This is a genomic window from Bacillus sp. AFS073361 (genome assembly GCF_002567005.1).
GTDB lineage: Bacteria > Bacillota > Bacilli > Bacillales > Cytobacillaceae > Neobacillus.
This window is the reverse complement of sequence record NZ_NUZU01000028.1, coordinates 120,581-145,093: the sequence shown is the minus strand read 5'-3', so window position 1 is coordinate 145,093 and position 24,513 is coordinate 120,581. Positions and strand designations below refer to the sequence as shown.

At 42.0% G+C, this 24,513-nt stretch carries 21 protein-coding genes and 1 pseudogene; 2 read left to right on the top strand and 20 right to left on the bottom strand.

The window, feature by feature from the left end; genetic code table 11:
• Positions 1-61: 61 nt before the first annotated feature.
• A complete protein-coding gene (locus COJ96_RS13495; protein ID WP_098574063.1) occupies positions 62-595 on the top strand; it encodes an NUDIX hydrolase in 534 nt (177 codons plus the stop codon).
• A 55-nt stretch (positions 596-650) separates the two neighbouring features.
• Here COJ96_RS13495 and COJ96_RS13490 read toward each other — a convergent pair whose 3' ends face one another.
• Complete coding sequence (locus tag COJ96_RS13490) at positions 651-1,076, bottom strand: OsmC family protein (protein WP_098574061.1); 426 nt, start codon at positions 1,074-1,076, stop codon at positions 651-653.
• 254 nt (positions 1,077-1,330) lie between these two features.
• Between COJ96_RS13490 and COJ96_RS13485 the strand changes: the two genes are divergently transcribed.
• Entirely contained in the window at positions 1,331-1,843 is a 513-nt protein-coding gene (locus tag COJ96_RS13485) for a DoxX family protein (RefSeq protein ID WP_098574059.1), read from the top strand.
• A gap of 108 nt (positions 1,844-1,951) precedes the next feature.
• Here COJ96_RS13485 and COJ96_RS13480 read toward each other — a convergent pair.
• The 19 genes and pseudogenes from COJ96_RS13480 to COJ96_RS13390 form a co-directional block, all read right to left on the bottom strand.
• Positions 1,952-3,106 (bottom strand): annotated as a pseudogene (locus COJ96_RS13480) (MFS transporter); the annotation flags it as partial.
• Between the two features lie 86 nt (positions 3,107-3,192).
• Entirely contained in the window at positions 3,193-4,140 is a 948-nt protein-coding gene (gene rbsK, locus COJ96_RS13475; protein WP_098574055.1) for a ribokinase, read from the bottom strand.
• A 97-nt stretch (positions 4,141-4,237) separates the two neighbouring features.
• Positions 4,238-6,424 carry an ADP-ribosylglycohydrolase family protein gene (locus COJ96_RS13470; protein WP_098574053.1) on the bottom strand — a complete coding sequence of 729 codons (2,187 nt, stop codon included), beginning with the start codon at positions 6,422-6,424 and terminating at the stop codon, positions 4,238-4,240.
• A gap of 15 nt (positions 6,425-6,439) precedes the next feature.
• Positions 6,440-7,267 (bottom strand): carbohydrate ABC transporter permease, encoded by an 828-nt coding sequence (locus COJ96_RS13465; RefSeq protein WP_098574051.1) that lies wholly within the window; start codon positions 7,265-7,267, stop codon positions 6,440-6,442.
• Positions 7,267-8,190, bottom strand: coding sequence for a carbohydrate ABC transporter permease (locus tag COJ96_RS13460; RefSeq protein ID WP_257148515.1), 924 nt, complete (start codon positions 8,188-8,190; stop codon positions 7,267-7,269). The genes COJ96_RS13465 and COJ96_RS13460 overlap by 1 nt, the downstream gene beginning before the upstream one ends.
• Positions 8,191-8,241: 51 nt before the next feature.
• Positions 8,242-9,549, bottom strand: a complete 1,308-nt coding sequence (locus COJ96_RS13455; protein ID WP_180230111.1) for an ABC transporter substrate-binding protein — start codon at positions 9,547-9,549, stop codon at positions 8,242-8,244.
• 65 nt (positions 9,550-9,614) lie between these two features.
• Positions 9,615-11,411 (bottom strand): cache domain-containing sensor histidine kinase, encoded by a 1,797-nt coding sequence (locus COJ96_RS13450; protein WP_098574047.1) that lies wholly within the window; start codon positions 11,409-11,411, stop codon positions 9,615-9,617.
• Complete coding sequence (locus COJ96_RS13445; protein ID WP_098574045.1) at positions 11,411-12,505, bottom strand: response regulator transcription factor; 1,095 nt, start codon at positions 12,503-12,505, stop codon at positions 11,411-11,413. The genes COJ96_RS13450 and COJ96_RS13445 overlap by 1 nt, the downstream gene beginning before the upstream one ends.
• Before the next feature lie 337 nt (positions 12,506-12,842).
• Positions 12,843-13,805, bottom strand: coding sequence for a VOC family protein (locus COJ96_RS13440; RefSeq protein ID WP_098574043.1), 963 nt, complete (start codon positions 13,803-13,805; stop codon positions 12,843-12,845).
• A gap of 30 nt (positions 13,806-13,835) precedes the next feature.
• Positions 13,836-14,621, bottom strand: coding sequence for an SDR family NAD(P)-dependent oxidoreductase (locus COJ96_RS13435; RefSeq protein ID WP_098574041.1), 786 nt, complete (start codon positions 14,619-14,621; stop codon positions 13,836-13,838).
• Positions 14,622-14,647: 26 nt separating this feature from the next.
• Positions 14,648-15,157 carry an aromatic-ring-hydroxylating dioxygenase subunit beta gene (locus COJ96_RS13430; protein ID WP_098574039.1) on the bottom strand — a complete coding sequence of 170 codons (510 nt, stop codon included), beginning with the start codon at positions 15,155-15,157 and terminating at the stop codon, positions 14,648-14,650.
• A gap of 49 nt (positions 15,158-15,206) precedes the next feature.
• The gene (locus COJ96_RS13425; RefSeq protein WP_098574037.1) at positions 15,207-16,511 is read right to left on the bottom strand and encodes an aromatic ring-hydroxylating oxygenase subunit alpha; all 1,305 of its coding nucleotides are present in this window, start codon (positions 16,509-16,511) and stop codon (positions 15,207-15,209) included.
• Positions 16,512-16,607: 96 nt separating this feature from the next.
• Complete coding sequence (gene nadX, locus COJ96_RS13420; RefSeq protein ID WP_098574035.1) at positions 16,608-17,393, bottom strand: aspartate dehydrogenase; 786 nt, start codon at positions 17,391-17,393, stop codon at positions 16,608-16,610.
• A 12-nt stretch (positions 17,394-17,405) separates the two neighbouring features.
• On the bottom strand, positions 17,406-18,851 hold the full coding sequence (locus COJ96_RS13415) for an aldehyde dehydrogenase family protein (RefSeq protein ID WP_098574033.1): 1,446 nt from the start codon (positions 18,849-18,851) through the stop codon (positions 17,406-17,408).
• 12 nt (positions 18,852-18,863) lie between these two features.
• On the bottom strand, positions 18,864-20,552 hold the full coding sequence (locus tag COJ96_RS13410) for a thiamine pyrophosphate-binding protein (protein WP_098574031.1): 1,689 nt from the start codon (positions 20,550-20,552) through the stop codon (positions 18,864-18,866).
• 26 nt (positions 20,553-20,578) lie between these two features.
• Positions 20,579-21,373 carry an SDR family oxidoreductase gene (locus COJ96_RS13405; RefSeq protein ID WP_257148512.1) on the bottom strand — a complete coding sequence of 265 codons (795 nt, stop codon included), beginning with the start codon at positions 21,371-21,373 and terminating at the stop codon, positions 20,579-20,581.
• Between the two features lie 15 nt (positions 21,374-21,388).
• Positions 21,389-22,303 carry a VOC family protein gene (locus COJ96_RS13400; RefSeq protein WP_098574027.1) on the bottom strand — a complete coding sequence of 305 codons (915 nt, stop codon included), beginning with the start codon at positions 22,301-22,303 and terminating at the stop codon, positions 21,389-21,391.
• A 116-nt stretch (positions 22,304-22,419) separates the two neighbouring features.
• Positions 22,420-22,956, bottom strand: coding sequence for a cupin domain-containing protein (locus tag COJ96_RS13395; protein WP_098574025.1), 537 nt, complete (start codon positions 22,954-22,956; stop codon positions 22,420-22,422).
• Between the two features lie 144 nt (positions 22,957-23,100).
• Positions 23,101-24,378, bottom strand: a complete 1,278-nt coding sequence (locus COJ96_RS13390) for an MFS transporter (protein WP_098574023.1) — start codon at positions 24,376-24,378, stop codon at positions 23,101-23,103.
• Positions 24,379-24,513 lie beyond the last annotated feature (135 nt).

Here is a 24,513-nt window from a genome sequence, read left to right as displayed (position 1 = left end):
GCCAATTTCCAAAAAGAGTGTACAATAGGTTTATGTTCATGAAAGGTTGGGATGAAGGAAGATGGTTTGGAAGATTAATAGTTCAAGAAAAGAACAAGTGGATCGTTTTGGGGTAGTGATTGAAAAGGTCATTGTCCCAAACGGAGAGGAAAGGAATTTTTCCTATTTAGATTTTGCAAAGGGCGTCTGTATCCTCCCCATCACAGCGGATAAGGAAATCATTTGTTTAAAACAATACCGCCATGCGATTAAAAGCTGGGAATGGGAACTTCCTGCTGGAATGATTGACAACGAAAGCGATGCTCCCATCGATACGGCGAAAAGAGAATTGGAAGAAGAGACTGGCAATACAGCTGACTATTGGCTCGATTTAGGCAGTTTTTATCCGTCACCTGGCTCTACCAGCGAGGAAATTTATTTATTCGCAGCTACCGGCCTTCACGCTGTCGAGCAACGACTGGAAAGCAGCGAACAAATCGAATTACATAAATTGACGATGCACGAAGTGAAGACTTTAATTGAAAAAGGCGAATTCAAGCATGGCGCTGGACTTGCTGCGGTATTGAGATATATGTTGATTACGGATAATCGGTAATTAATTATTCTGAATAAGAAGTAACAACCAATTAGCTGTTACTTCTTATTTTATGTTATATCGCCTTTTCCCCTTTAACCCCATTGATCGAATAGCTTACGGTGATCTCTGCATTTAAGGAATGGGAGACGGAACAGTATTTGTCTTTCGACAATTGTATCGCCCGGACCACCTTATCTTCAGGCAGCTCTCCGTCTAACGCATAATGAATATTAATCGTCGTAAAACGCTTCGGATGCTCCTCGGCCCGTTCTCCTTTGACATCCATTTGAAATGCGGAAGGCTCAAGGCGCATTTTGTTCAGGATTGAGATAATATCAATCCCCGTGCAGCCAGCAACCGCCTGCAACAGCAGTTCCGTCGGCCTTGGACCTGAATTCTCCCCGCCAACTTCAGGTGCTGCATCCATAATAAATTCATGCCCGGTTGGGGAGACCCCCGAAAAAGCCATTTTCCCTTTCCAGTTTATTGATAAGTCCATACACATCCCCCTTTCATTCATTTATTTTTACCCATGAATCACTTCCTTATTTTACATTTTTTCAAGGTGAACGATTAGCAGTTTTGATTATTTATTTTGCTAATACATTCGAGTCATATCCATTAATAGGGATATTTGATCTATCCTATCGAAGAAACTTAGTACTTTTCTCTTGTTGACTAAGACATTTGTTTAAACGATAATGATAATCGTTATCATTGATAATAATTATCAATTATTTGGAGGAGGGTATTATGTTTATTCAATTTTTAAAGGAAAACCGTTATGTATCACCGCTGCTTACAATTCTTCGTCTCTATCTAGGTTGGCAGTGGTTAAATGCTGGTTGGGGAAAAATCTCTAGTGGAAAATTTGATGCCAGCGGCTTTATGTTTGGAGCAATAAAAAATATGTCTGGTGAACACCCTGCTGTTCAACCTTGGTGGGGGAATTTTTTAAAAGATGTAGCATTACCATACGTCGATCTTTTTAATATATTAGTTCCTTGGGGCGAATTTTTAGTAGGTCTCGGATTAATTTTGGGTATTTTCACGTCATTTTCTATTCTTATGGGTCTTACTATGAACTTTGCTTATATGTTCTCTGGAACAACCAGTACAAATCCTCAAATGGTTTTACTAGGAATGTTTATTTTAATCGCTGGAATAAATGCTGGAAGAATTGGATTGGATCGCTGGTCCATACCATTGTTGAGAAGAGTATTATTAAAAAAAACAGACAAAGAACAATTTCCCCAAAGTGCTTAAAGTTTTATGAAGATAATCTGCTTTTTAAATTAACCCGCTTACGTTAATTTATTAAGAAAAACCATTTCCTTATAGAATAATAGAGGTAGTTAGTTCTTAACTAACTACCTATGATGGAGCCAGCTTTTTCTGTTTCATTACTCCAACTAAAATGGTGGCAGCTACAATAATGGAAAAGAGCGAAATAAAACTACTCGCGAAATAAACAAGATTAGGAGCAAGTCGATCTAAGAGCATCCCTCCGGCGAGGCTTCCAATGATCCCTCCGATTCCTCCAAAAACAGCAGCGAAAGTCGTTTGTGAAGTAGCTTTTACTTCATCTGAAACGATTAGGCCGATATACTCCATCGATGCCACGAAAAAGAGGGCAAACGTGACACCTTGGGTGAGCTGTAAAACACTAATAATCGTTGGATCCTTAAAATAGCCGTACGCAATCCAACGCAGGGTATACAATACAGTGGCAATCGTAATCAGAAACATTGGATGATATTTTCTAAACAAGAAGACCGAAATCGCAAAGATTGGTACCTCGCTTAACGAAGCAAACATCCATGCGCTGCCAATTTGCCCTTTGGTTGCACCAAGGTCATTCAAATAGAGTCCTAAGATACTATCATTGAGTCGATGCGGGATTCCTGCCAGCGCGGCCACCGCCAAAAAAATAACAAACTCTTTGTTTTTGAATAATTTTTTCAATGAACTTTTATTAACCGGTGTCGTATTCAGCTCAGTATCCTGAACAAATAATAACGCGATGATGGCAAGGATAATTAACGCATAATAAGATAGGTCTAAATAAATAAGCCCAACCTTTTCCAACAGTAAGCCAATTCCGATGGATGATACCGCAAATCCTGTCGATGACCATAACCGGATGGAACCATAGGATCTTCCTCTTTGCTTAGCAAAGGAGAATGTCATACTGTCTGTCACCGGACCAACAGGGGACAGAAAAAACATGAAGCATGTCATTAACGCAATATTCATGACGAAACTATCAGACATAAATAGTCCCCAACTTATTAACAAGGAAACAGTGAGCAGAATAAGCAGCACTGATTTAGCGCTTTTTCTTTTATCACAGATATACCCCCAGATTGGCTGAGCAATTAGGGAAATAAATGGTCCAGTCGAGAAAATAATCCCCACCTCCGTGTTGGTAAACCCTTTACCAATTAAAAAGAGCGGCAGAAATCCAACAATGATGGCGACTGAGCAACCAAACGCAAAATTGAAGCCTGACAATGAAAACATTTTTACATCCCCCCTTTTTTCCGAAAAGAAAAGGAACTAGCGTTTTAGTTCCTTTTCCTATACTGGCTACTCCCATTGAAAATGCTCTGCATTTACTGATCGATGCCTTCCTTATTCACTTCTAAAAACTCAGTAATTTCTTTTTTCACGGGAATCGAATGTTGAGCTCCCTCCTGTGTAACAGTGATCGCAGATGCGGCAGTTGCGAACAATAGGGCGCCCTTCGTATCCTTTCCGGATGCTTTAGCGGATGCAAAAGCACCGATAAACGTGTCTCCGGCTGCGGTTGTATCGATTGCGTTCACTTTGAATCCATTTGTGATAATCTTGCCTTCATTAATAGAATAATATTGCGACCCTTTCTCACCAAGCGTTAAAATGACTGACTTTACTCCTTTATCAATCAACCAGTTAATCGCCCGCTCTTGGTCCTTCTCTGTGTCAATACGTATACCAGTGACCACTTCAATTTCGGTTTCATTTAAAATAAGAAAATCAATGAACGGAAAAACATCAATAGGAATCTCCAAAGCTGGGGCAGGATTGAAATACGTCTGGACATTACGCCGCGCGGCTTCTTTTAGAACGAATAGGGTGGTTGCTAACGGTATCTCATTTTGTAATAAAAGAATATTCGCCTCTTCTAATAACTGTAATCTCTCTTCTACATCTTTTATCGAGAGTTTTCCATTCGAGCCTTCCGATAAGATAATCGTATTTTCTCCAGACTCGTCGACGGTGATAAAGGCCATTCCTGATGTTCCTTCTTTTTTAATAATTTCACTTGTATCGACATTCGATTTCTCTAATGAAGCAACTAGCTCCAAACTAAACGGATCTTTCCCAACGGCCCCCAGCATCTTCACATGGCCGCCTGCCAATGATGCAGCGACCGCCTGATTGGCGCCTTTCCCTCCAGGTGCATACATCGTCCCTAAACCTTTAATCGTTTCACCTGGAAGCGGGTGCTTTACAACCCGATTAACAATATCCATATTTATACTTCCAACGACGAGAATATTCATTGTTATCCGCCCCATTTTAAAAAGATACACCCGGTATAGCTCGAGTCACGCTTATATCTGATTAACATGGAAAGAGACCCTCTCAAACACAGGTCTCTTTCCCTTTTTATTACTACAACCCCTTCACCGAAAACCCTGCATAATGGGTATGACTTCCGTTAAAGTTAGAGAACCCAACTTGGCCAAATAAATAAGGGTTATCAATGTCAGTATACTCGATCACCTTGTCGCCATTGACAGAAACGATGAAATGATTATCTTTTGCTTCAACCATCAATCGATAGGACTGCTGGTCATCCCATAGGTAACTAGTTGATACTAACGAACGGTAACCGTTCTCATTTTTATATAAAACTACTTCATGATTCGGCGCAAGCCCTACGGCATAGGAACGTATCCCGCCTTGGACACGGAATTGAATATTATGATGTGCACCAAGCTTTGGCTTCACTTCTGCAGAGAATTGATAGTCTCTCCACTCGCTATCACCGGTATAACATTCGGCAGGCTCACCGAAGTAACTGCCGCTTAATTCTCCATCCTCCAAACTCCAGATACCACGAAGATAGGTAAATTGACTTACCTCTAAATGAAGTGGGGTCCAATGCTCCATTCGTTCATTTTTAAAATTAATCTCATAGTCGGGGGTACCTGAAAAATCAAAGGAATCAATGTAGGCAATTAGGCTGCCCGTATAATATCTGTCGACGACAGGTACGAATTCAATACCCGCCTCTTCAATATGAACATCCTGTAATGCCGGGATAGCATACTTAAGCGAGCAGAATTTACCTGGCTCTACTATTTTCTCTTCACAATAAAAATAGGATCCTTTATTTCCATCCTTCACATATAAACGGGCCTTTACTCTGATACCAAGGTCATCGGGAACGAGTACCTTTGCTTCCAATGATTGTCCAGGATAAACAATCGGTGAAAAGCTTGGATCGTAGCGGCTGTCATTAAAATCTTCTGGTTTGTAATAGGTTTTATGATAGACACGGTACGCATCTCCACCTTGAACATTATCAAAAACAACTTTTAGAGATCTAGTTCCGATTTCGGAGTACTCCTCTGAATTTTGGAGCGTACCAGTTATATGCACATTCAACTTCGATTGATGTTCCAAGCGGAACGCATGCGTAGAACCTGGATATTCAAAATGAAAGCGCGGTGACTTGCCTTCCAAGATTGCTTTCCATTCACCCGGCGGCTCTTCTCCAGCAATCAAATACCCGAGCTTAGAAATATAGGTCGCACACCATGGTATATCGACAATATTAAGCGACCCGATGACACTGGAACAACAAAGAAAATCGTTAATTGGTTTTCTCCAGCTCGGATCAATACCTTCGATTCCGTTTCGAACGCCAATTATCGTCCCAACATTAGCAACATTGCAATCTGTATCCCAGCCGCACATATTACAAATGTTGATCGATTGGCTGAAATCACCTTCGCCATATAAAAGGGACAGGACAATAACAGCCGAATTCGGAATGATATGGCAGACACCAGGATAACGGTCATAGCCATAATTCGCTTGAACAAACTTAAAGCAGTCACGCCAATTGGATGGATTCTCTTTGTAAAAACGAATCACATCCCTGGTCATTCGAGTATATTCGCTATCCGCTGGAATCACAGACAATCCGGCTTCAATGATTTTTTCAATATCTTTTTCCACAAAAGCTTGCGCTATACAAGCGGCAATAAACTCTCCGCCGTATTTTCCGTTGCCATCATGGGTGACACTCGCCATTTTACCGGCATACTCTGCTGCTAGCTGTGGATTTCCAGGAGCCACAAGCCCCCAGACATCGATGAAGATTTGACCGCCAATTTGCTCTGCCACCGCATGACCATTTTGTTCAATGGATCCAGACCGAGGGGCTGTGATTCCATTTTTTAAATTGAGGTAGGCGGTATGTTCTGTTGATTTTCCGTACCCGCCCCACCAAAAGAAGCCATGCCCATCAGGAGCGTAATTCAAGAGCGTTAAGCCCATTTGTTCAGCCGTAATTTCACTAGTATGAGTAAAATCTTCGAGCGCTCGTAAAAAGAACATCGGACCGTTCGTATCATCATCAGCTGCAAAATTCTTAAATTCATGTAAATACCCAGTGATCTCCCCATACGTTCTTTCAAGGCGCTCATAAGACCAGCCTTCAACATTCCCTCCATGACGGACCCCAATAACTTTACCAAGCCATCCAGCGTACACTTTTTCAATATAATCCGCAGGAATACGACTGCCTTTTTTTACATTTGCGATCGGATTTACATTTATTTGACTCATTTAAATTCCTCCCTATTAACCTTTAATACTTCCTTCGGTAAGACCTTCAATAAATTGACGCTGTAAGAATAGGTAAAGAATGACCATCGGCAGAGTAGAAATTAGACCAGCTGCTGAAACCTTGCTCCAATCTGAACTAAAACTTCCAACAAACGCTAAATACTTCGTTGAAACGGTTCGTAACTCATCCGACTGAATAAATGCATTTGCAAAGAAAAATTCATTCCAAGTCCAAAGGCCGACCAATAAAGCCACTGTTAAAAAGACAGGTTTTGATAATGGAACCATTAATTTCATAAAAACTTGAAACTCATTACAGCCGTCTACCCTCGCACTTTCGAGGAGTTCCTTTGGAATCCCGATAAAAAAGGACCTTAGCAGGAAGATATTAAATGGCAGGAAGATGCCGCTATAGATGATAATTAAACCAAACAAGGAATCCATGAGGTGTAAATTTTGCCACACATAGAATAATGGAACGAGAAATAATCCCATAGGAACAGACATGGTTAGCAGTAAAAACGCCATAATCGCACTTTGTCCCTTAAATTCATATTTCGATAAGGCATAGGCTGCAAATCCACCGCTGATACAAACAATGATGATTGTGGCCACACCTACTAGTAAACTATTAATAAAGGCTTGCCCATACTGCCCTTCTGTCCATGCGGCCATCATGTTTTCAAAGGTTATTTTTGAAGGCAAACCAAACGGACTCGTTAAAAACTCTTCCTTTGGCTTAAAGGCATTCATCAATAACAGCATAAGCGGACCCACAGCAAAGAGAAAAACACAAAATAGGAAGAAGTGGCGGGAAACAACATCAAAAGGTTTATTTTTCATTACATATCCCAACCCTTCTTTTTTAATATTCCGAAAATAGCGATGATAATCCCACTCAATACAGCCATGGCTAAAGCAATCGAGCTCGCATAACCAGGTGCTTGATTCTGCAGGGCTTCCTTATACATGTAGGTGCTGATTAATTCCGTTGCATTCCCTGGACCGCCATTGGTCATTACGAATACATAATCAAAGGCAGCAAACGACCAAATCATCGTTAACATAAGAATCAACATCAGTGTCGGACGTAATTGCGGAAGGATAACATACCAGAAAATCTGAACTTTATTGGCTCCTTCGACGATCGCCGCTTCTTCCAAACTTTTATCTGTTTGATGAAGGGCCGTTAAGATAAGGACCATCAAGAAACCCCAATATCTCCAGCCATCCACTAAGGCAACGGAAAATAAGGCAATCGCTGGATCTCCTAACCACATGGGCACATTATGAATGCCCCATTTTGTTAAAAGTGTGTTAATGCCAAAAAACGGATTGTAAATCCAGGCCCAAACTTTCGCACTGACAACAGTTGAAACAATTTGGGGAAGAAAGAACGTCGAACGGTAAAACATTTGACCCCGTTTTACTTTACTAACCATATAGGCAATGATTAACGCAAAAATGATCGGAACAGTACAAAAAAGTGCCATCCACTTAAAGTTATTCCCTAACGCCGCAAAGAAGTTAGGATCTGAAAGGAGAGATTGGTAGTTCTCTAGACCAATGAATTGGGGCGGCTGAATGCCATCCCAATTCGTTAGCGACAAAATTAATGTCCCTATGGTTGGACCTGCTACTACCAGGATTATTAACAGCATAGCTGGTGTAAGGAATAGCCACGGGACGATGGCTTTTTTCCAGTTTTTACGATTCTTTTTTTGTATGTGTATCGACTCTTTCATAACAGCTAAATCTGCACTCACTTAGTAGTTCCTCCTTTCTATTAAGAAAAAAAGAGGAGGAAAAGATTCCTCCTAATTAAATTTGAATAGTTTCCCCTTTTCTTTGTCTTTTTCAAATTCTTTTTGGAGCTTTTCCAAATAAGTATCAACATCAATCTGGCCTAACCATACAGATTCAATATTACTCCATGCAAAGGTTTCAGCAGATGGCGGCCAATACGTCCAAGCAGCATAGCCAGTTTGATTATTAGCCATCGCATCGTTTAATAGATCAAACGATTTTTGAACATGCGGTTCAAGGTTCCCTGCTTTCATGCCGTTAATTGGCAGGAATCCGCCAAGTTCCAGGAGTTTTTCGGCATTTTCATTACTGTGCATCCAATCAAGAAATTTGGCTGTTTCATCTGGATGCTTAGAATTTTTGTTAATACCCACGGCTGCACCTAAGGCAAGTGGTAGATTAGCTTCTACTCCATCTTTCCAAGAAGGCATAGTAAACACGTCCCAATCAAATGGCGGCGGACTTCCCTTTAATGTCGATAACATCCAAGTCCCTTCCATTTTCATTGCAGCTTTCCCACTCATAAACAGAGTGGTCGCATCATCAAGGGTAATTGCTTGGGATTGTTTATCGTTTATATAACCATCTTTCCAAAGGTTGTTTAATTTCGTTATCGCTTCCTTCATTTCTGGACTATTCCAAGGTGTTTCCCCTGTTAATACCTTTTTAAAGTCGTCGGCCCCGACCGTTTCATTGAAGGCTAAAGACAACCACCATTCATTGGCAGCCTTAAAGTCAGAGCTTCCAAACGCAAATGGGATAACACCCTTATCGTCCATTTTTTTACTAAGAGTTAGTAGTTCATCATAGCTTGTTGGAATTTCCCAGCCATTTTGCTTGAACATATCTTTGTTATAGTAAACTACTAATGTTTCATAAGTACCTGGCAGGGCAACCTGCTTTCCATTTGCTTGAACTGTTTGATAGGCCCACGGATAATAACGATCCGCCCAATTATACTTCTTGGCATACTTATCTAAAGGGAGCAAATAGTTTGCTGCCGCAAAATCCTGAGCGGAAGTTGGACCATTTAAGTTAACGACATCCGGTCCGCCTCCTGCAGCTAACTGCTGTTTAGCCAAGCCTTCGGGATCCGAGTTTTTCACAAGCTTGACTTTAATGTTCGGATTCTTTGCTTCAAACCCTTTAATAACATCATTTTGCAGATAGTTTAAATATTCTGTCCCGCCTTGGTTGTTGGCATAGATTGAAATTTCAACCTTACCTTTTGAGCTGGAAGAACCTGAACTTGTTGAGCTGCAGCCAGATATCAACAGTAAAGATGCAGCCACTGCAGGTAACCACTTGCTAATTTTCATTCCCTTTCCCCCTTTTTCACGAAAATTTGTAAGCGTTTTCGTTACTATCATTATGACAAGTAACTTTAAGATGGGACACCCGTCAGATTTGATATCATTTCTTCACTTTTTTGATAATTCAGATTTTCAGAGTGAGGAAGCCTCACTTGAATCGTCAATCCATACTCTTTATTTTCAAAAATGCACAGCCCGTAATTCTCTCCGTACGTCATCTTAATTCGATTATGGACATTAGCTAGTCCAATCTTTTCAAACGAGGGACTTTCATCTTTTCCATCTGTTATAAACTTCATTAATTCCGCTATTTTTTCGGGCTCTAATCCAATTCCATTATCGGAGATTTCATAATAAAGGTGATTAGCTTCAACAATGGCAGTAATCGATATCTTTCCTTTTCCCCCAAGAGGCTCTAAGCCATGCTGGACCGCATTTTCTACTAGTGGCTGCAAAGTAAAGCGCGGAATCGGCTGCTCTAGTAATTCATCAGGGATATGAAAGTCAAACTCTATACTATCCCCAGTACGAAAACGAATTATTTCACTATATAGCAGGACATGTTGGAGCTCCTCACTCGCTTTGACCAAGGGAGTAGAACGGTCTAAGCTATAGCGAAGCATACCTGCCAATGAATCGACAACTGCCGTAATTTCACGAATCCCCTTATCCCTAGCCAACCAGCTGACTGAATCTAGCGTGTTATAGAGAAAATGCGGGGCAATTCTTGCCTGAAGTGCCTGGTACTGAGCTTCTTTTTGCAGATATTTAGCCTGTGATTCACTGACCCTTGAGACATGAATATCATTAATCAATTGCTGAATCTGTTCAATCATATGGTTAAAACTTTTTCCAAGTTTCCCTATTTCGTCATTCCGCTTAAAATTTGACCTTGCAGCTAAATTACCGCTCTCGACATCAAGCATTAGTTTTTGCAATCGTTGAATCGGTCTGACTAGATACGTCCGTAGAAAAAAAGCTACTCCACCAACCGCAAGAATAATAATTAAAGCAAACAGGAACACTATATTTCTTGTCTTCTTTAATTGATTAGTGATCTCTTGATAAGGAACCACACCACTAATATGCCAATTCGATAACGAAGATGTGGAGTGAATCACCAACTCTTTCTTCACATCCCGATTCAGAAAATTATTTTCTTTTTTCGATGATGATGCCAACAGCTTCTTGCTATTAAAGTTTTTCGGTGCATATATTTCTTCACCTTGATTATTTTTGACGACAATAAATCCGGATTGAAGCAACTTCGATTCTTTTAAGTAATCTTGAATTTGCTGCAGGTCAAGATCAACAATTACCGCACCAATTACCTGGCCGTTTTCTGGATCTAAGATAGATTGAACATAAGGAATAACCCAGCGTGATTGTTCGCCTATTTCTGGTGAGAGAACGGTTGGTTTTCTTAACTTTAATAGTTTCGCAAATTTTGCCTTGTTCAGATTGCCTCCTGTTGGCAAATATCTTCCCATACTATCGATTCGTGACAAATCATTCCTGATAATCGTAATTCGCTGAATGTCTTGATGAGTTAGGATCATTAACTTGGAAAAGGCTACAAAGTTTTGTGTTTTTGTATAAAGGAGATAATTCTCCACCATTGGTTCACTTGCAAGAAGTTGAAATTCTTCATAATTGGCAACAGTTTTAGCAACCGAGTCGACATCGGTAATGTAACTGTCCAATCGAGCTTGTACCTGCCCGATGGTTTCAGTGTTTGATTTGACTATTTTCTCTTCCAGAATGCTTGAAAAGTATTCATACCCTAAATAGCCAACCGAAAGTAAAGGCATCACCGTAAGAAATAGCAGCGTGAAAATGATTTTTTGATAGAGTGTCCCTTTGCTCATTAGCGGACACCCTTGGTTAGGAAATGGTAACGATAATCTTGAGGGGAGATACCACACTGTCTTTTAAAGATCCTTGAAAAATAATCAGGGTTGTCATAGCCAACCGTTTTAGAAATATCCATCACCTTAAAATTGGTTGACTCCAGCATGTTCTTAGCTTTTGCTATACGTAAGTCGACAATATATTCGGTAAAATTCTTCCCGAGCTCTTTTTTGACAACTCTGCTTAAATGTGCGGCAGATACACCAATAATTTCGGCCACTTCTTGTAGAGAGATTTCCTTATTATAATTGGCATCCATGATTTCTTTGCATCTGATGACTAAGTCGGGAGAGGTAGTTTTTTTATACTGACCGACGATGTAAACACTAGAATCAAGTAAATAGTGAATATTTTCCTCAATCCTAGTAAAATCTGTTTCAGGAACAATAGATTCGATTGTCTTTTCAACAATGGGTTCGATGAACCCTCTTAGTTCATCATTGGTGATGATCCTTTTTCTAAGTGAGACCAGGAAGTCCGTCAGATAAGGGATTGATTGAATAGTATCATTTTGAGAGCGCTTTCTTAATTCCGCAATAAATAATTGTGCTTTATCTATTAGTCCAGATTTATTGGCCATCTCCACACAATCGAGTAGCTCCGATTCTAAGCGGATTAGCCCCATATCCCACTTTGGTTGATTTTGGAGGAGATGAGAGTATTTAACCGATCCTTTGACCACTTCGGCCATAAGCCTGTTTAATGTCGTTCCGAATACATCCTTATTAATCGGTTTTAATAAATAATCGGACACCCCAAAACGCATCGCCCTAGTTGCATAGGTAAAATCTGCATAGCCGCTTAGGATTGCAATGATTATATCCGGGTACAGTTTTTTAACTTTTTCCGCAAGGGTTAGTCCATCCATTTTCGGCATCTTAATATCTGTAATCACAATATGCGGGGAATGTGACTGAATAATTTCTAAGGCTTCCAGGCCATTAGAAGCTGTACCGATTAGATCAAAGGAGTGACCCATTTCCTTAATAAAGTTTGAGATTCCATTCCGGACAACTAACTCATCTTCAACAATTAGTACTTTAACTAGCATGACTAGCCTCCCATTGCTGATTCATTTTGTTACTACTATAAAAAAGGTAGTATATTATTTTTTCATTCTATCATTATCTTTAGAGCTAAAAACCTCTTAAACTTCGACAAAAATCGAGCTGGAACGAAAGGAGTTTATCTGTTGTGGGAAATGATTCGCGCATATTTGTGACCGTTTCCTTTGAAAAACGAGGCTGACGGTAACGATTAGTAGTTATTCGTTACCGTTCTGACTGAAAAAAGCTATTGACGGTAACGATTAGCAGTTATTTGTGACCATTTCCATGGAAAAAAGCCCTTATCGGTCACGATTAGGGCTTTTCTTGCAGTTGTTGAAATTAAAATCTCTCAAGTAATTCTATGATTACTTTATATGTAGATGTCGTGTCCATGTAGGCATATCTACCTTTCCCATTCCAGAAGTTTCCTCTCTGAATGACGGGATAGCCCATGTCCTCTAGTAATCTCATCTTTTCCTCCATGTCATCGACCACGAAGGAAATATGGTGAACCCCTTCGCCATATGCTTCAAGGTGCTTTTTCCACGTGCTTGGTGAATCACCCGGCTCGATTAATTCTAGTTGAAGTAATGGGGTATTTATAAACATGTATTTTGAGTCAGCCTCCGTTGGCTTTCCTTCAAAAATAACCTGTGTAAGTTCACTTGGGCCAGATTGAATTACAGGCGGCTTCTCGACACCTAGTAACCTGCAGTACGCATCAGCAGCGGCGTCCAAATCCCTCACGACAATGGCCAGCTGTTCCACTTTATTGGTTCCTAGTAATGGAGTGAAGATATCGGTATTTGGTGCCGTATCTCTAGGCTCAGCACTTTCCAGCAGTTCTAATAGTGTCTTATGACTATTTAACGTATCCACATATACATATCTTCCATCACTAGATGTAAATTCCCCGCTCTGCAGTAACGGAAATCCGTTCCCTTCAAAAACGGGTAACTTCTCTTTAATTGAGTCCACATCAAAGGCGATATGATGGATGCCTTCCCCCACCGTATCCAAAAATTCGCTTATTGTGCCAGGCTCCGTGTCCGGTTCAATCAATTCGATCTGTACGGTTGGTGTGTTTAAGAACACGAGTTTACTACGGGAATCGGTTGGCTGACCGCGAAAGACCACTTTAGAAACATCACGGTCGCCTGTTAGAAACCACTTCGGTGCCGGGATCCCCAGAAGTTTCGCAAATGCTTCAGAAGCTTGCTCAATATCACGAACAACAAATGCAATTTGATTAATGACATTATTTCCAGCTAACGGCTTTAATTCCGTCAATGATTCATTCATGCAAATTCCCCCCGTTATTTCATGCTAAAATCAACCAAGCCCTCGAACGGCCAAGCCTCCATCACTTGAAATCACTTCACCTGTAATTGCGCGGGCCTGATCAGAAGCGAGCAGGAGATAGGCTCCGACATGATCTTCCGATTGCATCGCAATTTGGAGTGGATTCCGTTTCTTTATACTCTTCTCTTTTGTCTCATTATCGACGGTTTTTACAAAAGGCTGAAGCGGCGGAATGACATGAAGCGCTGTTAACGTTCCTCCAGGCGCGACTGCATTGACTCGAATGTCTGGGGCTAATTCAAACGCGAGTTGACGCATTAATCCAATTTGGGCATGCTTGCTCGCCGTGTACCAAACACCGCCGCCATCTGGATAAAACCCTGCTCCAGAAACAGTGAAAATCATATTTCCGGCTGTTTTCTTAAGCTCCGCAACAGCCGCTTTGGCCCCGTTAAAATACCCTTTTACATTGATAGTAAATAGCAGGTCATAGGCATCGGACATGGCTTCCGGGGTCACGTTTTCAAATTTGGCGAAGCCATCGAATACACCGGCATTTGCGACAAACACGTCTAATTTCCCATAGGTTTCAACAGCTGTTTGCACGGCTCTGACATGATCTTCATAGACGGTCACATCGCCTTCAAGGCATTGAACCTGTTCTCCAAATTGCTGTTTGAGGTCATTTAATCCGGCTAGAGACCGATCAAGGATGGTGACAACAGCACCCTCTTTCACAAATGCCTCGGTGACAGCTTTTCCAATCCCGGAGGCACCTCCGGTCAAATAGACTGATTTTCCTGTAAGTTGAGCCATCTTGGTGCTCCTTTCTACTTTAGCTACTAAACAAAAATAGCCAGATTCCTAGTATTTAATGTCGTTTGATCTACAATGAATACCCGCTTAGAAAGCTTCCATTCTCCATCCACATAGGTAAACTCATCTTGACGCTCCCCTGAAATTAAATCATGATGGATATCCGTACTGCGGCTGCGGTAGATGGTTAAATAACTGTGGACGACTGCCTTTTCATTCGGAACGTACTCGATGAGGCGCACGTTATTGACTGACCTCCGTGTCCGCGACGGCGGTATCTCAGCCCAAGCGTAATCGGTTTTTAAACGGTCAACGCGGATTTTCAATAATTCAATATCATCATCAAACGCAAACATATCTAAGGAGTAATCAGGGCGCTCAATCCCTTCCTTATTGACCCGCACCGGCATTTGATAAGAAATGTCCGGATGAAGGAGGTTAAACCAGCCATCAAAATCAATATCATCAAGAAACTTGGCTTCTCCATACAGCCATTGTTCAAATTCATAAGTTGCCAGCATTTTCTCTAAACTCATACATGACTCCTCCCATCTTTCATACGTATTTCAAAAAGGCCCTTATACATCAGGTCGTCATTAGATCGAGCCAGTAACGATAAAAGTTCCGTTGATTGGCCTCCGTGAATTTATCATCAAAAACCACACCAGGTCCTACAAAGTCTCCGACAGGTTGACGATGTAACCCCATCGTATAATTAAAGCTCAATTGTTTCACTAAAGGCATTGTCCCAGTGGCAGCCGCGGTAATATCCGTAAACACCTCTGTATCATCCTGTTCAAAGATACCAGACGGACTGAAGGTTAATATAAACGACTCACGAGAACGCTTTTTCCAATCAAGTGATGCATTTTTCTCGACTAAAAACCAAGTAATGACCTCCATTTTGTCGACACCCACCGGCCTCCAGAGACGAACCGAAGTATTCGAGATCAACTGGCCCTTTACCTTTGTATGAGAAATTAAGAAGGAGAGGTTCGGAAAAATATTTCCAATCATATTTTTTAAATTGGACAAGACGTCATATTGTTCTTCGGTTAAATTGGATTTATATTCATCTTTCAGCTCTTCAGGGAAAGCAAAATCCGGATTCGGTGTCCCAAGATTTAAGCCATGTCCATGGCTAGTATGGATTTGATACCCTTTTTTGGAATAGGTTGCACTTGGAACCATTCCCAATTTAACAATCGACCCATGCGTCACCATCGTATGGTAGGAATCACCGACAAAATTGTCGGCACCAATTTTCCAGTTCGATTGAATAATAAACCGTTGCGGCGGCCCGACCACTTCCATTTCGGCACGTCCCACTAAAATATCAAGATACCATTTAAAATCACCTAGAAAATCTTCTAATGATTCTGCCTCGTCATTCCATGTACCAAAGATCAGGCCTTTGTAGGTTTCGATTCTGACTTTATGAAGCCCTAAACCCGATTTATCAAAGCCTTCACCGTAAATATCCTTTTGGAGCGGTACGCCGACACAATCGCCATTATTTTTAAAATTAAAGCCATGATATGGACAGGTAAAGGAAGATTTATTACCGGCATCCGCACGGCAAAGCTTCATGCCGCGATGGGTACACATATTATAGAGACCGCGAATTTCACCATCAGCACCGCGTGTAAGAATGATAGAATAACCAGCTATATCTCTCGTAATGAAATCATTTTTATTGGGGATTTCCGATTCATGACCAATAAACAACCAGGTTTTTAAAAATACCTTCTTATGTTCAATGTCATAAATCTTTGGGTCGCCTAAAAGCGAGGCAGGAATGGAGCCCTCTTCTGGTCGAACGGATTCGATTAAGTATTCAATGGCTTCTTTTTGCGACATTTCTTCAAGATTGATGTTCGTTTTAATCATAGGCCTATCCCCCTAATTTTTCTCATATTCACAGGAGAATGAGATCAACTCTTCGGGTTCCCCCTGTTTTTTTACTATTATAAAATTATTTTATCATTATCCCACTTTAACAACCGCATCTTTATTTTTCAAAACAGACAACACACTTAGCGCAGCCAAGTAACTTGTCTTCGGATTATTCGGCATTGGATCATTTTCCACTTGTAGTGATAGTTTTCCGAAAGATCCTGTCGCCTCAATGGAATGACTATTTTTCCTCACGGTTGGATCAGATATAATTTTCACACCAGTTTGTTCTGGCCCCAGCCCCGCCAAAGACAAAATAATCGATACATTAATATTCTTCGGGAATAATTCAATCGCTTCATTTGCCGAGCCTTCGAACATCACTTGTTCTCGGTCAGCAGGTGCTCCAGGCAATGCTTGCGGCGGTTTCCTTGTAATAATCGAAACCGATTCTAGTTCACCTATCGATTTAGCTGCTTTCAATACATCCAAGCCTCCGATGGCCCCTGCAGGTAAATGGATTCTCGTGCCGCTTGCTTGACAGATTCCTTCAAGTTCCCTGTAAAAATCCACATCGGCCAGGGCACCCACACTGCTTAACACTAAATCTTTTCCCTTTGCCAGAATGGAAGCCGCATGGTCTTTCACCACTTCAATGGTCGCAGCTTCAATCACTACGTCAATCGCAGGATCTTCGATTAACCGTTGAACATCCTGATAATTTGCTGTATCAAACTCAGCAGCAAGCTGCTCTGCCGTTTGATTGTTCCTTGTATAGAGGCCGACAATTTTACCATCCGGAAGAATTCCTTCGATATTGATGCGTTGAAGAAGGAACTTGCCAATATTTCCTCCCCCAATTAACCCTATTCTCATCCCGACTCCCCCTTAGTTAGCCAAACCATATGAATCTGCGAAATATTCGAGCCCGCAATGCCTTGTTTCACGAGAAAGACCGCTTTCCTTTAATCCAGGAAAATCAAGATGAAGGTCTTGGAAAACCGTATGATTATTATGAAAAACAGCCCCTGCTTCCAACCGGTCCGCTAACTTCACGGCCAATGCTTCATCCTCTGTCCAAACAGACGCCCTTAAACCAAATTCACTGTCATTAGCTAGTCGTACGACCTCATCCACATCTGAGAACGGTAAAATCGGAATCACCGGACCAAATTGTTCCGCACGCACAATTTCACTGGATTGCGCTGCTCCAGTAATAATCGTCGGTGCAATAAAATAACCTTGTTCCCACGATTCCGGGTCGAGCTGAATTCCGCCCGTAATCACATTTGCTCCTGCATCAGCAGCCCGATTAATCAAGCCGTTTACATAGTCATATTGGGACTTGTTATTTAATGGACCCATTTCGACATCCGGTTGAATCCCATTGCCCACTCGAATGCGGCTGAATTCCTTCGTTAATTTTTCAACGACCTCTTTATAACGTGATTCGTGCACATAGATCCTTTTAATGGCGGAGCACACTTGCCCTGCCGCACGGAGAACACCAAACCGAAGACGCTTCACCGCTTCATCATCTAAATTCGCATCAGCAAGAAGAATCGCTGCATCATTCCCGCCCAGTTCCATGTACAACTTTTTGACGGTCCCGGCAGCAGCGCGCATAATTTCTTTTCCCGTTTCGGTACTGCCAACGAATGCAATCGTGCGCACCCGTGGGTCGGAACAAAGTGCATCCCCAATCACACCGCCCGAACCTGTCACGATATTAATGACCCCAGCAGGAAAATAGGAAGCCACCACTTTTAAAAACGTCATAATTGTTAAAGGGCAACTCGTTGCCGGCTTCACCACAACGGTATTTCCTGCCAGCACCGCAGGAATAACTCGCTTAAAGGTAAGAATCAGCGGGGAGTTCCATGGAGAGATAATTGCTGCTACCCCGCGCGGACGTTTGCGAATTTGCACCTTTTGACCCCCTGGCAGGCTCTCAGGTTTCCACCATTCAAGTAGTTCGTCTGCTCCTTGTTTCATGATATCGACACAACGAAGCAAATCTTTCTTCGCTTCGACCAAAACCTTGCCATTCTCGCGAACTAGTAAACTAACATTCTCTTCAACAACTGCTTTAATCTCTTCAGCTGCGAGCCTCATCCGATTGGCCCGGTCTTCAATCTCACTTTGCGACCAGCTTTCATAGGCTTTCGCTGAGGTTCCCACTGCTTCTTCTACATCCGCTTTTGAACATAGTGCCACTTCGCCGACCACTTCACTCGTCTGTGCCGGATTGATGACTTTTGCTGTTTTTTCAGCTTGGATCCACTGACCGCCAATTAAGTATTTTCGTGAAACATATGGATGTGTTGAAATCACGTTTATTCCTCCCTACAACTTTTTCGGTTTAAAAGCATCGGCTGCCCCCGGAGGACCTCCAAATGGTTTCGCCATCGGTCCGACTGCTTCCATATCGACCACAATCATGCTAGGCTTTTTGCTTGCAACGGCCTTTTCCAGTTCTGTGACAAATTCTCCAGCTGAACCAATTCGCGCGGCGTCAAATCCCATCGATTGCGCCAATAACACAAAGTCAGGGCTCATTAAATCAACCGCTACCTGACGGCCATATGCCGCATCTTGAATATTTCGGAGCACTCCGTAGCCAGCATCATCAAATAGAACGACAATCAACGGCAGTTTTTCTTGGGCAGCGGTGGCCATTTCGCCGACATTAACCATAAAGCCGCCATCTCCTGCCATTAATACAACAGACTGATCCTTATTGGCCATTTGCGCACCAATCGCCGTTGGCAGCCCTTGACCAATTCCCCCGCCTGATGCGTGAATCGATGTTCTCGGTTCATAGATTTCAAACAACCGGCTTCCCCAAACATTCGCCTGAACGGTTACATCCCGGACTAAAATTGTGTTTTTAGGCAATACGCTTCGCATGCCATCAAGGATTTGCTCATAAGGACCAAGTGTCGCTCGTAACTGGGTCCGCAATTCTTCGCGAACGGACTGCACTTCATCCAAATAAGCTGGATCCGGAAGCACTGAAGTTTGAGTTAATGCCTGATTTAATCCTTGTAAAATGAGTTTGGCATCGCCGACAAGTCCATAACTAGTTTCATAGTTTCGGTTCATTGCCTGGAAGGATGCATCAATCGCGATATGTTCTTTTGGAGCAGGGACTTTCCAGTTCGCTGTTTCATTTCCTCTAAATCTCACGCCAATACTGATCAACAAATCAGCATCTTTCAGCAAGTTTTTCGTTAATTCATTCGCAGCAAAGTGGCCGATACATTGTGGATGATCTTCAGGTATACTTCCTTTACCTGATTGGCTGGTGATCACGGCTGCCCCAATCTTTTCGGCAAGTGCTGTCACCTCTTTGGATGCGCCAGAAGTAATCACCCCTCCTCCTGCCCAAATAACCGGCCGGTGAGCATGACTAATTTTGCTTACTACCTCTTCTGGTAAGGTTGGAATGGTATGATTGGTTGGAGCTAAATAGCTGAATTCTTCAATCGAATGCTTAGGGATAATGGCCGATTGAAAATCAATGGGGATTTCAAGTGTCACGGGTCCTGCTGGATAAGCAAACGCGTCTTGGATCGCTTGTCTAACGACGGCACCTGCTTGCTCAGGTCTTCTTAACCGAACGGCTTTTTTACAAGAGCCTTCCATCATCGATAACTGATCTTTACATTCATGAATATATCCTCTGCCCGTCCCTAAGTAAGAGGATGCCACCTCACCCGTTAGATGCAGAACTGGTACACCTGCGGCCCATGCTTCAATTAACGAGCCGGCTGCATTTCCAGCTCCTGTTCCCGTACTAGTGATCACGACGCCCAATTTCCCTGTCGCTCTCGCATAGCCATCTGCCATATTGGCTGCTCCGCTTTCCCCGCGGGAACAGACTAAATGAATACTTCCTTCGCGGAGAATTGCATCGTAAATCGGCATATTGTGGATACTCACAATTCCAAACGCTACCTCTACACCAGCACGAATAAGTTCTTGGACCACTGCGTCAGCTGTTGTAAATTCTAATTGCTTAACTTCACTCATCATTCATTCCTGCCTTTATCTATGAATTAAAGCGCTTTCCCGAGCGCTCCCGCGGTTTCGATTGTTGAACCTGATACATAGCTTGCTTTATTTGAGGCTAAAAATAAAATCACGCTAGCTACTTCTTCTGCTTCTCCTACTCTGCCTAGAGGGATATTTCGCTTTTTGGCTAAGTCTGCATAATAATCTTCGGCTTTTATATCCGGAGCATTTTTCAATCTGCGCCGTTCCCATTGATCGGTTCGAATTAAGCCTAAGCTGACGGAGTTGACTAAAATATTATCGGAAGCGAGTTCTTGCGATAATGTCTTGCTTAGATTTAATAAGCCAGCTCTCGTTGCCGCCGTGGCAATCATATGTCTTTCCGGTTCTTTTGCTAAGGTTGCGTTAATATTAACAATGCGGCCGCCGCCCCTTTGAACCAAATAAGGATGAACGGCCTTCACCGCATAAATTATCGCAAAGTATTTCAATTGGATTTGCTGCTGCCATTGTTCATCGGTAACATCAAAGAAATGTCCCATCACACTTTGACCGGCTGCATTGACAAGAATATCAATTCCCCCAAAATACTCTGCTGCACCGCTGATAAATTCGCTGACTTCCTCTTTATTGGTGACGTCACAGGCTGCGGCAAAAATGGAGGCTGCTGTTCCAAACTTTGTGAGGTGATCATAAGCTTGGTCTTTGCGCTCACTATTTCTGCCGCAAACCGCGACGCTGGCCCCTTCCTGAAGAAACATTTCTGCTGTTTTTAAGCCAACACCAGAGGTTCCGCCCATAATGACCGCTACTTTACCCTTTAATCCTAGATCCATCATGACACCCCTTTTCAGCTATACCAATGTTTTTACATCGACCCATCCTGGATCTGGCACTCCGCCCATCGCTGCTCGCGTTTCCGGTTTTGGCGGTCCGGCAATGCCCCATTGGTCCATTAGATGTGGGACCCGCTTCCAGACACGTGCTCTCCATTCGGATTCATCTTCAATCGTTTCTAGATAACAGGTATACTCCATCACAAACTTCCCTGGATCTTGAAAATAACAAAATACATTATTACCAGGACCATGGCGGCCTGGGCCCCAAATCTCTTGATAGCCTGCTTTTCTTACATTACTGATTCCTCTCATCACCTCATCGACGGTATCCACTTCATAGGCGATATGGTTAACAGAGGCGTGAGCATCTTGATTGAAGGCAATCGAGTGGTGTTTTCGGTTACAGCGCAAGAATGACATTTGATGCTCACTCCAGTCCGTCACCTTAAACCCTAAGACATTCGTATAAAAATCAGTAATCATATCTAGGTCTTTCGTGTTCATTACGACATGGTTCAGTTTGACCGGATCGACATTTTTCTTGTTCCAAATCGAAGTATGAATTTCAACCCAAGCGGATAATTCAATGCAGCGATTTTCTGGATCGACAAAGCGCAAGCCGTATCCTTTTCCTTCTTCATCTAAATATCCTGGTGGGGAAACAATCTTGACACCTTTTGAAGCAAGGATTTCCGCTGCACGATCGACAGCATTTTTATCCACCATTCCAAACGCAATATGGTGCAGTCCTCTTTTTTCACCTGCATGAAGGCTTAATATATGGTTTTCAGGGCCTGCGCCGCGAAAATAAACCGATTGTTCATCTTGAGCCACTTTATCTAAGCCCCAAATCTTTTCATAAAAATCAGCTTGTTCCTTTAGAACGGGGGTAATTAAGCTGATATGCCGTAAATGAGTAATACCTAACATCTCGCCACCTCCAATTTTAAAAAACAGGGATGATCCGTTAAAAAGTAAGAGGACCATCCCTGTCAACAAAGTAATCAGGGAGTATGTTTCCCTAAAACATCTGCCTAATTGTCAAATTACTTCCCGTTAATAATTGCTTCTCTTTCCTTAGCACGCTTGATGCGTAGTTCTTCTAGGGGACTGTCTTTTGGATAGGTTGGTAAATTCGGTTTGACTGCTCCTAACATGACAAGCATTAATGCCTCTTCGTCAGTATCATTGCGGAGGCCGCGGTAGACGCCTGGTGGAGAGCTAATGCAGTCTCTCTCATTTAAGACAATTTCGTGGACTTCGCTTTCGCCCTCTTCTTGGATAAGAGCAGTTACACTGCCTTTAATCACAAAGAAAACTTCTTCGACATCATCGTGTAAATGAAGCGGTCCCATACACCCTGCTGGTAAAACCATCGTGCTTAAGGTAAAGTGTTCTGCTGCAATTACATTTGAATCATTATTCGCTGTCGCACCTCGGCCAATATATCTCATTTGCGCCCGGCGATAAGCTGGATCAATTTCCTCCTGGAACTTCAGCACATTCCAATCGAGCGTGCGATCCTTTAACCTCGCCACATATTTCTTTTCAAATGCTTCTACCGAAAATTTTTCCTCAGACATTTTCAACACTCCTCTATGTTTTATATGCAAAACATTGTTTTCTTTATAAACCAATAATAAATCTCAATATTATAATTGTCAATTAAAAATATTGAGAAAATTTAATATTTAAAACTATGTTTTATATACGTAACGTATAACATACTAGATTGTCACCCGATTGGGAGGGACACTCTCAATCTTGAGCTCAGATGCTTCTCTTTTTAAAGTAAACAGGTACGCAACGAATCCGAGCGCAGCTGCGATAATCAACATAACAATTGACGGTCCAAAGTCCCCGCCAGCGATATCAACCATAAAGCCCATAATATAGCTAGAAAACCCGCCTAGAATGTTCGTGAAACCCATTAATCCAGCTGCACGGCCGGCTGTTTCAGGTGTCGAGAATTTAACCATAAATAAGTTACTTAAATGGAATACTCCCCCTTGCGTTCCCATCGCTAAGCCCATGCAAACCCCCGCCATCACTGGCTGCGGCGAAAGAATTGCTGCTGTTAAAAAGGTGGCTGTCAAAAGAAATAGAATCGTCGCAAGTAAACTAGGACGCTTAGTTTTATCGGCCAAATACCCGCAAATGAGAACGAATCCCAAGGCAAAGAGCCAAGATAACGAGGTGATTCCAGTCATCGCCTCTCTTGAGAAACCTTTCGCACCAACTAAATAAGTAGGAAGCCAAATACTAATCCCAAAAAATAAGAACGATGACACTAACATGCCGAACCAAACAATCCAATAACGGTAGTCTTGAGCAAAGCTCTGTTTTTTCGTTGGTGCTTTGGAATCTGACTGACGAATATACGCTAATTCCTGTGGATCTAAACGTGGATGTTCTTCAGGTGTATCACGTGTAAGGAAGATAAACATGGGAAGAACAATGAAAATATTAAACGCTGCTAAAACAAAAAAGGCGGCTTGCCAATGGAAAGTAGCAATCACAAGAGTTAAGATAATGGCTCCACATGCCGGTCCTAAATAGTTTCCTGCCAGCCATGAAGATTGCGCCCGACCGAGTTCGCGCTGGTGGAACCAATTGGAGATAAATTTCCCGCAAATTGGAATCATCATTCCTTCACCGATACCAAGAATGACACGGCTCAAGATAAACATCTCGTAAGAAGTTGATAACCCGCCAATCACCATCGTAATCGCCCATACAATCAGACCGATGATACCTGTCTTCCTTGCCCCAAGCTTGTCTATGATAAAACCCCAGAAGATATTGGATAAGGCATAAGAAATCGTAAAGATAAAAGTAATCATTCCAATTTTTGCGTTCTTATCGGCACCAGTTAATCCTAGATCAGTTAAGAAACCTTGATCGGTTTGGATAATCGAAATCCCTAATTTATCAATTTGTCCAAAAAACCAAAAAAAGAAAATAGGCATGGCAATATAAATCCAACGTTTATTCGTTTTCAGCAAGAAAAGTGCCCCCTTTTAGTTTTGAATCCCAGTGAATGCGCTTCCATAAGATTTTATTATCAATTATATAATATTTCATTGCCCCAAACGGACTTTTATCCCTCCTTTAATATTTTCCAGTAGCAACGAATATGT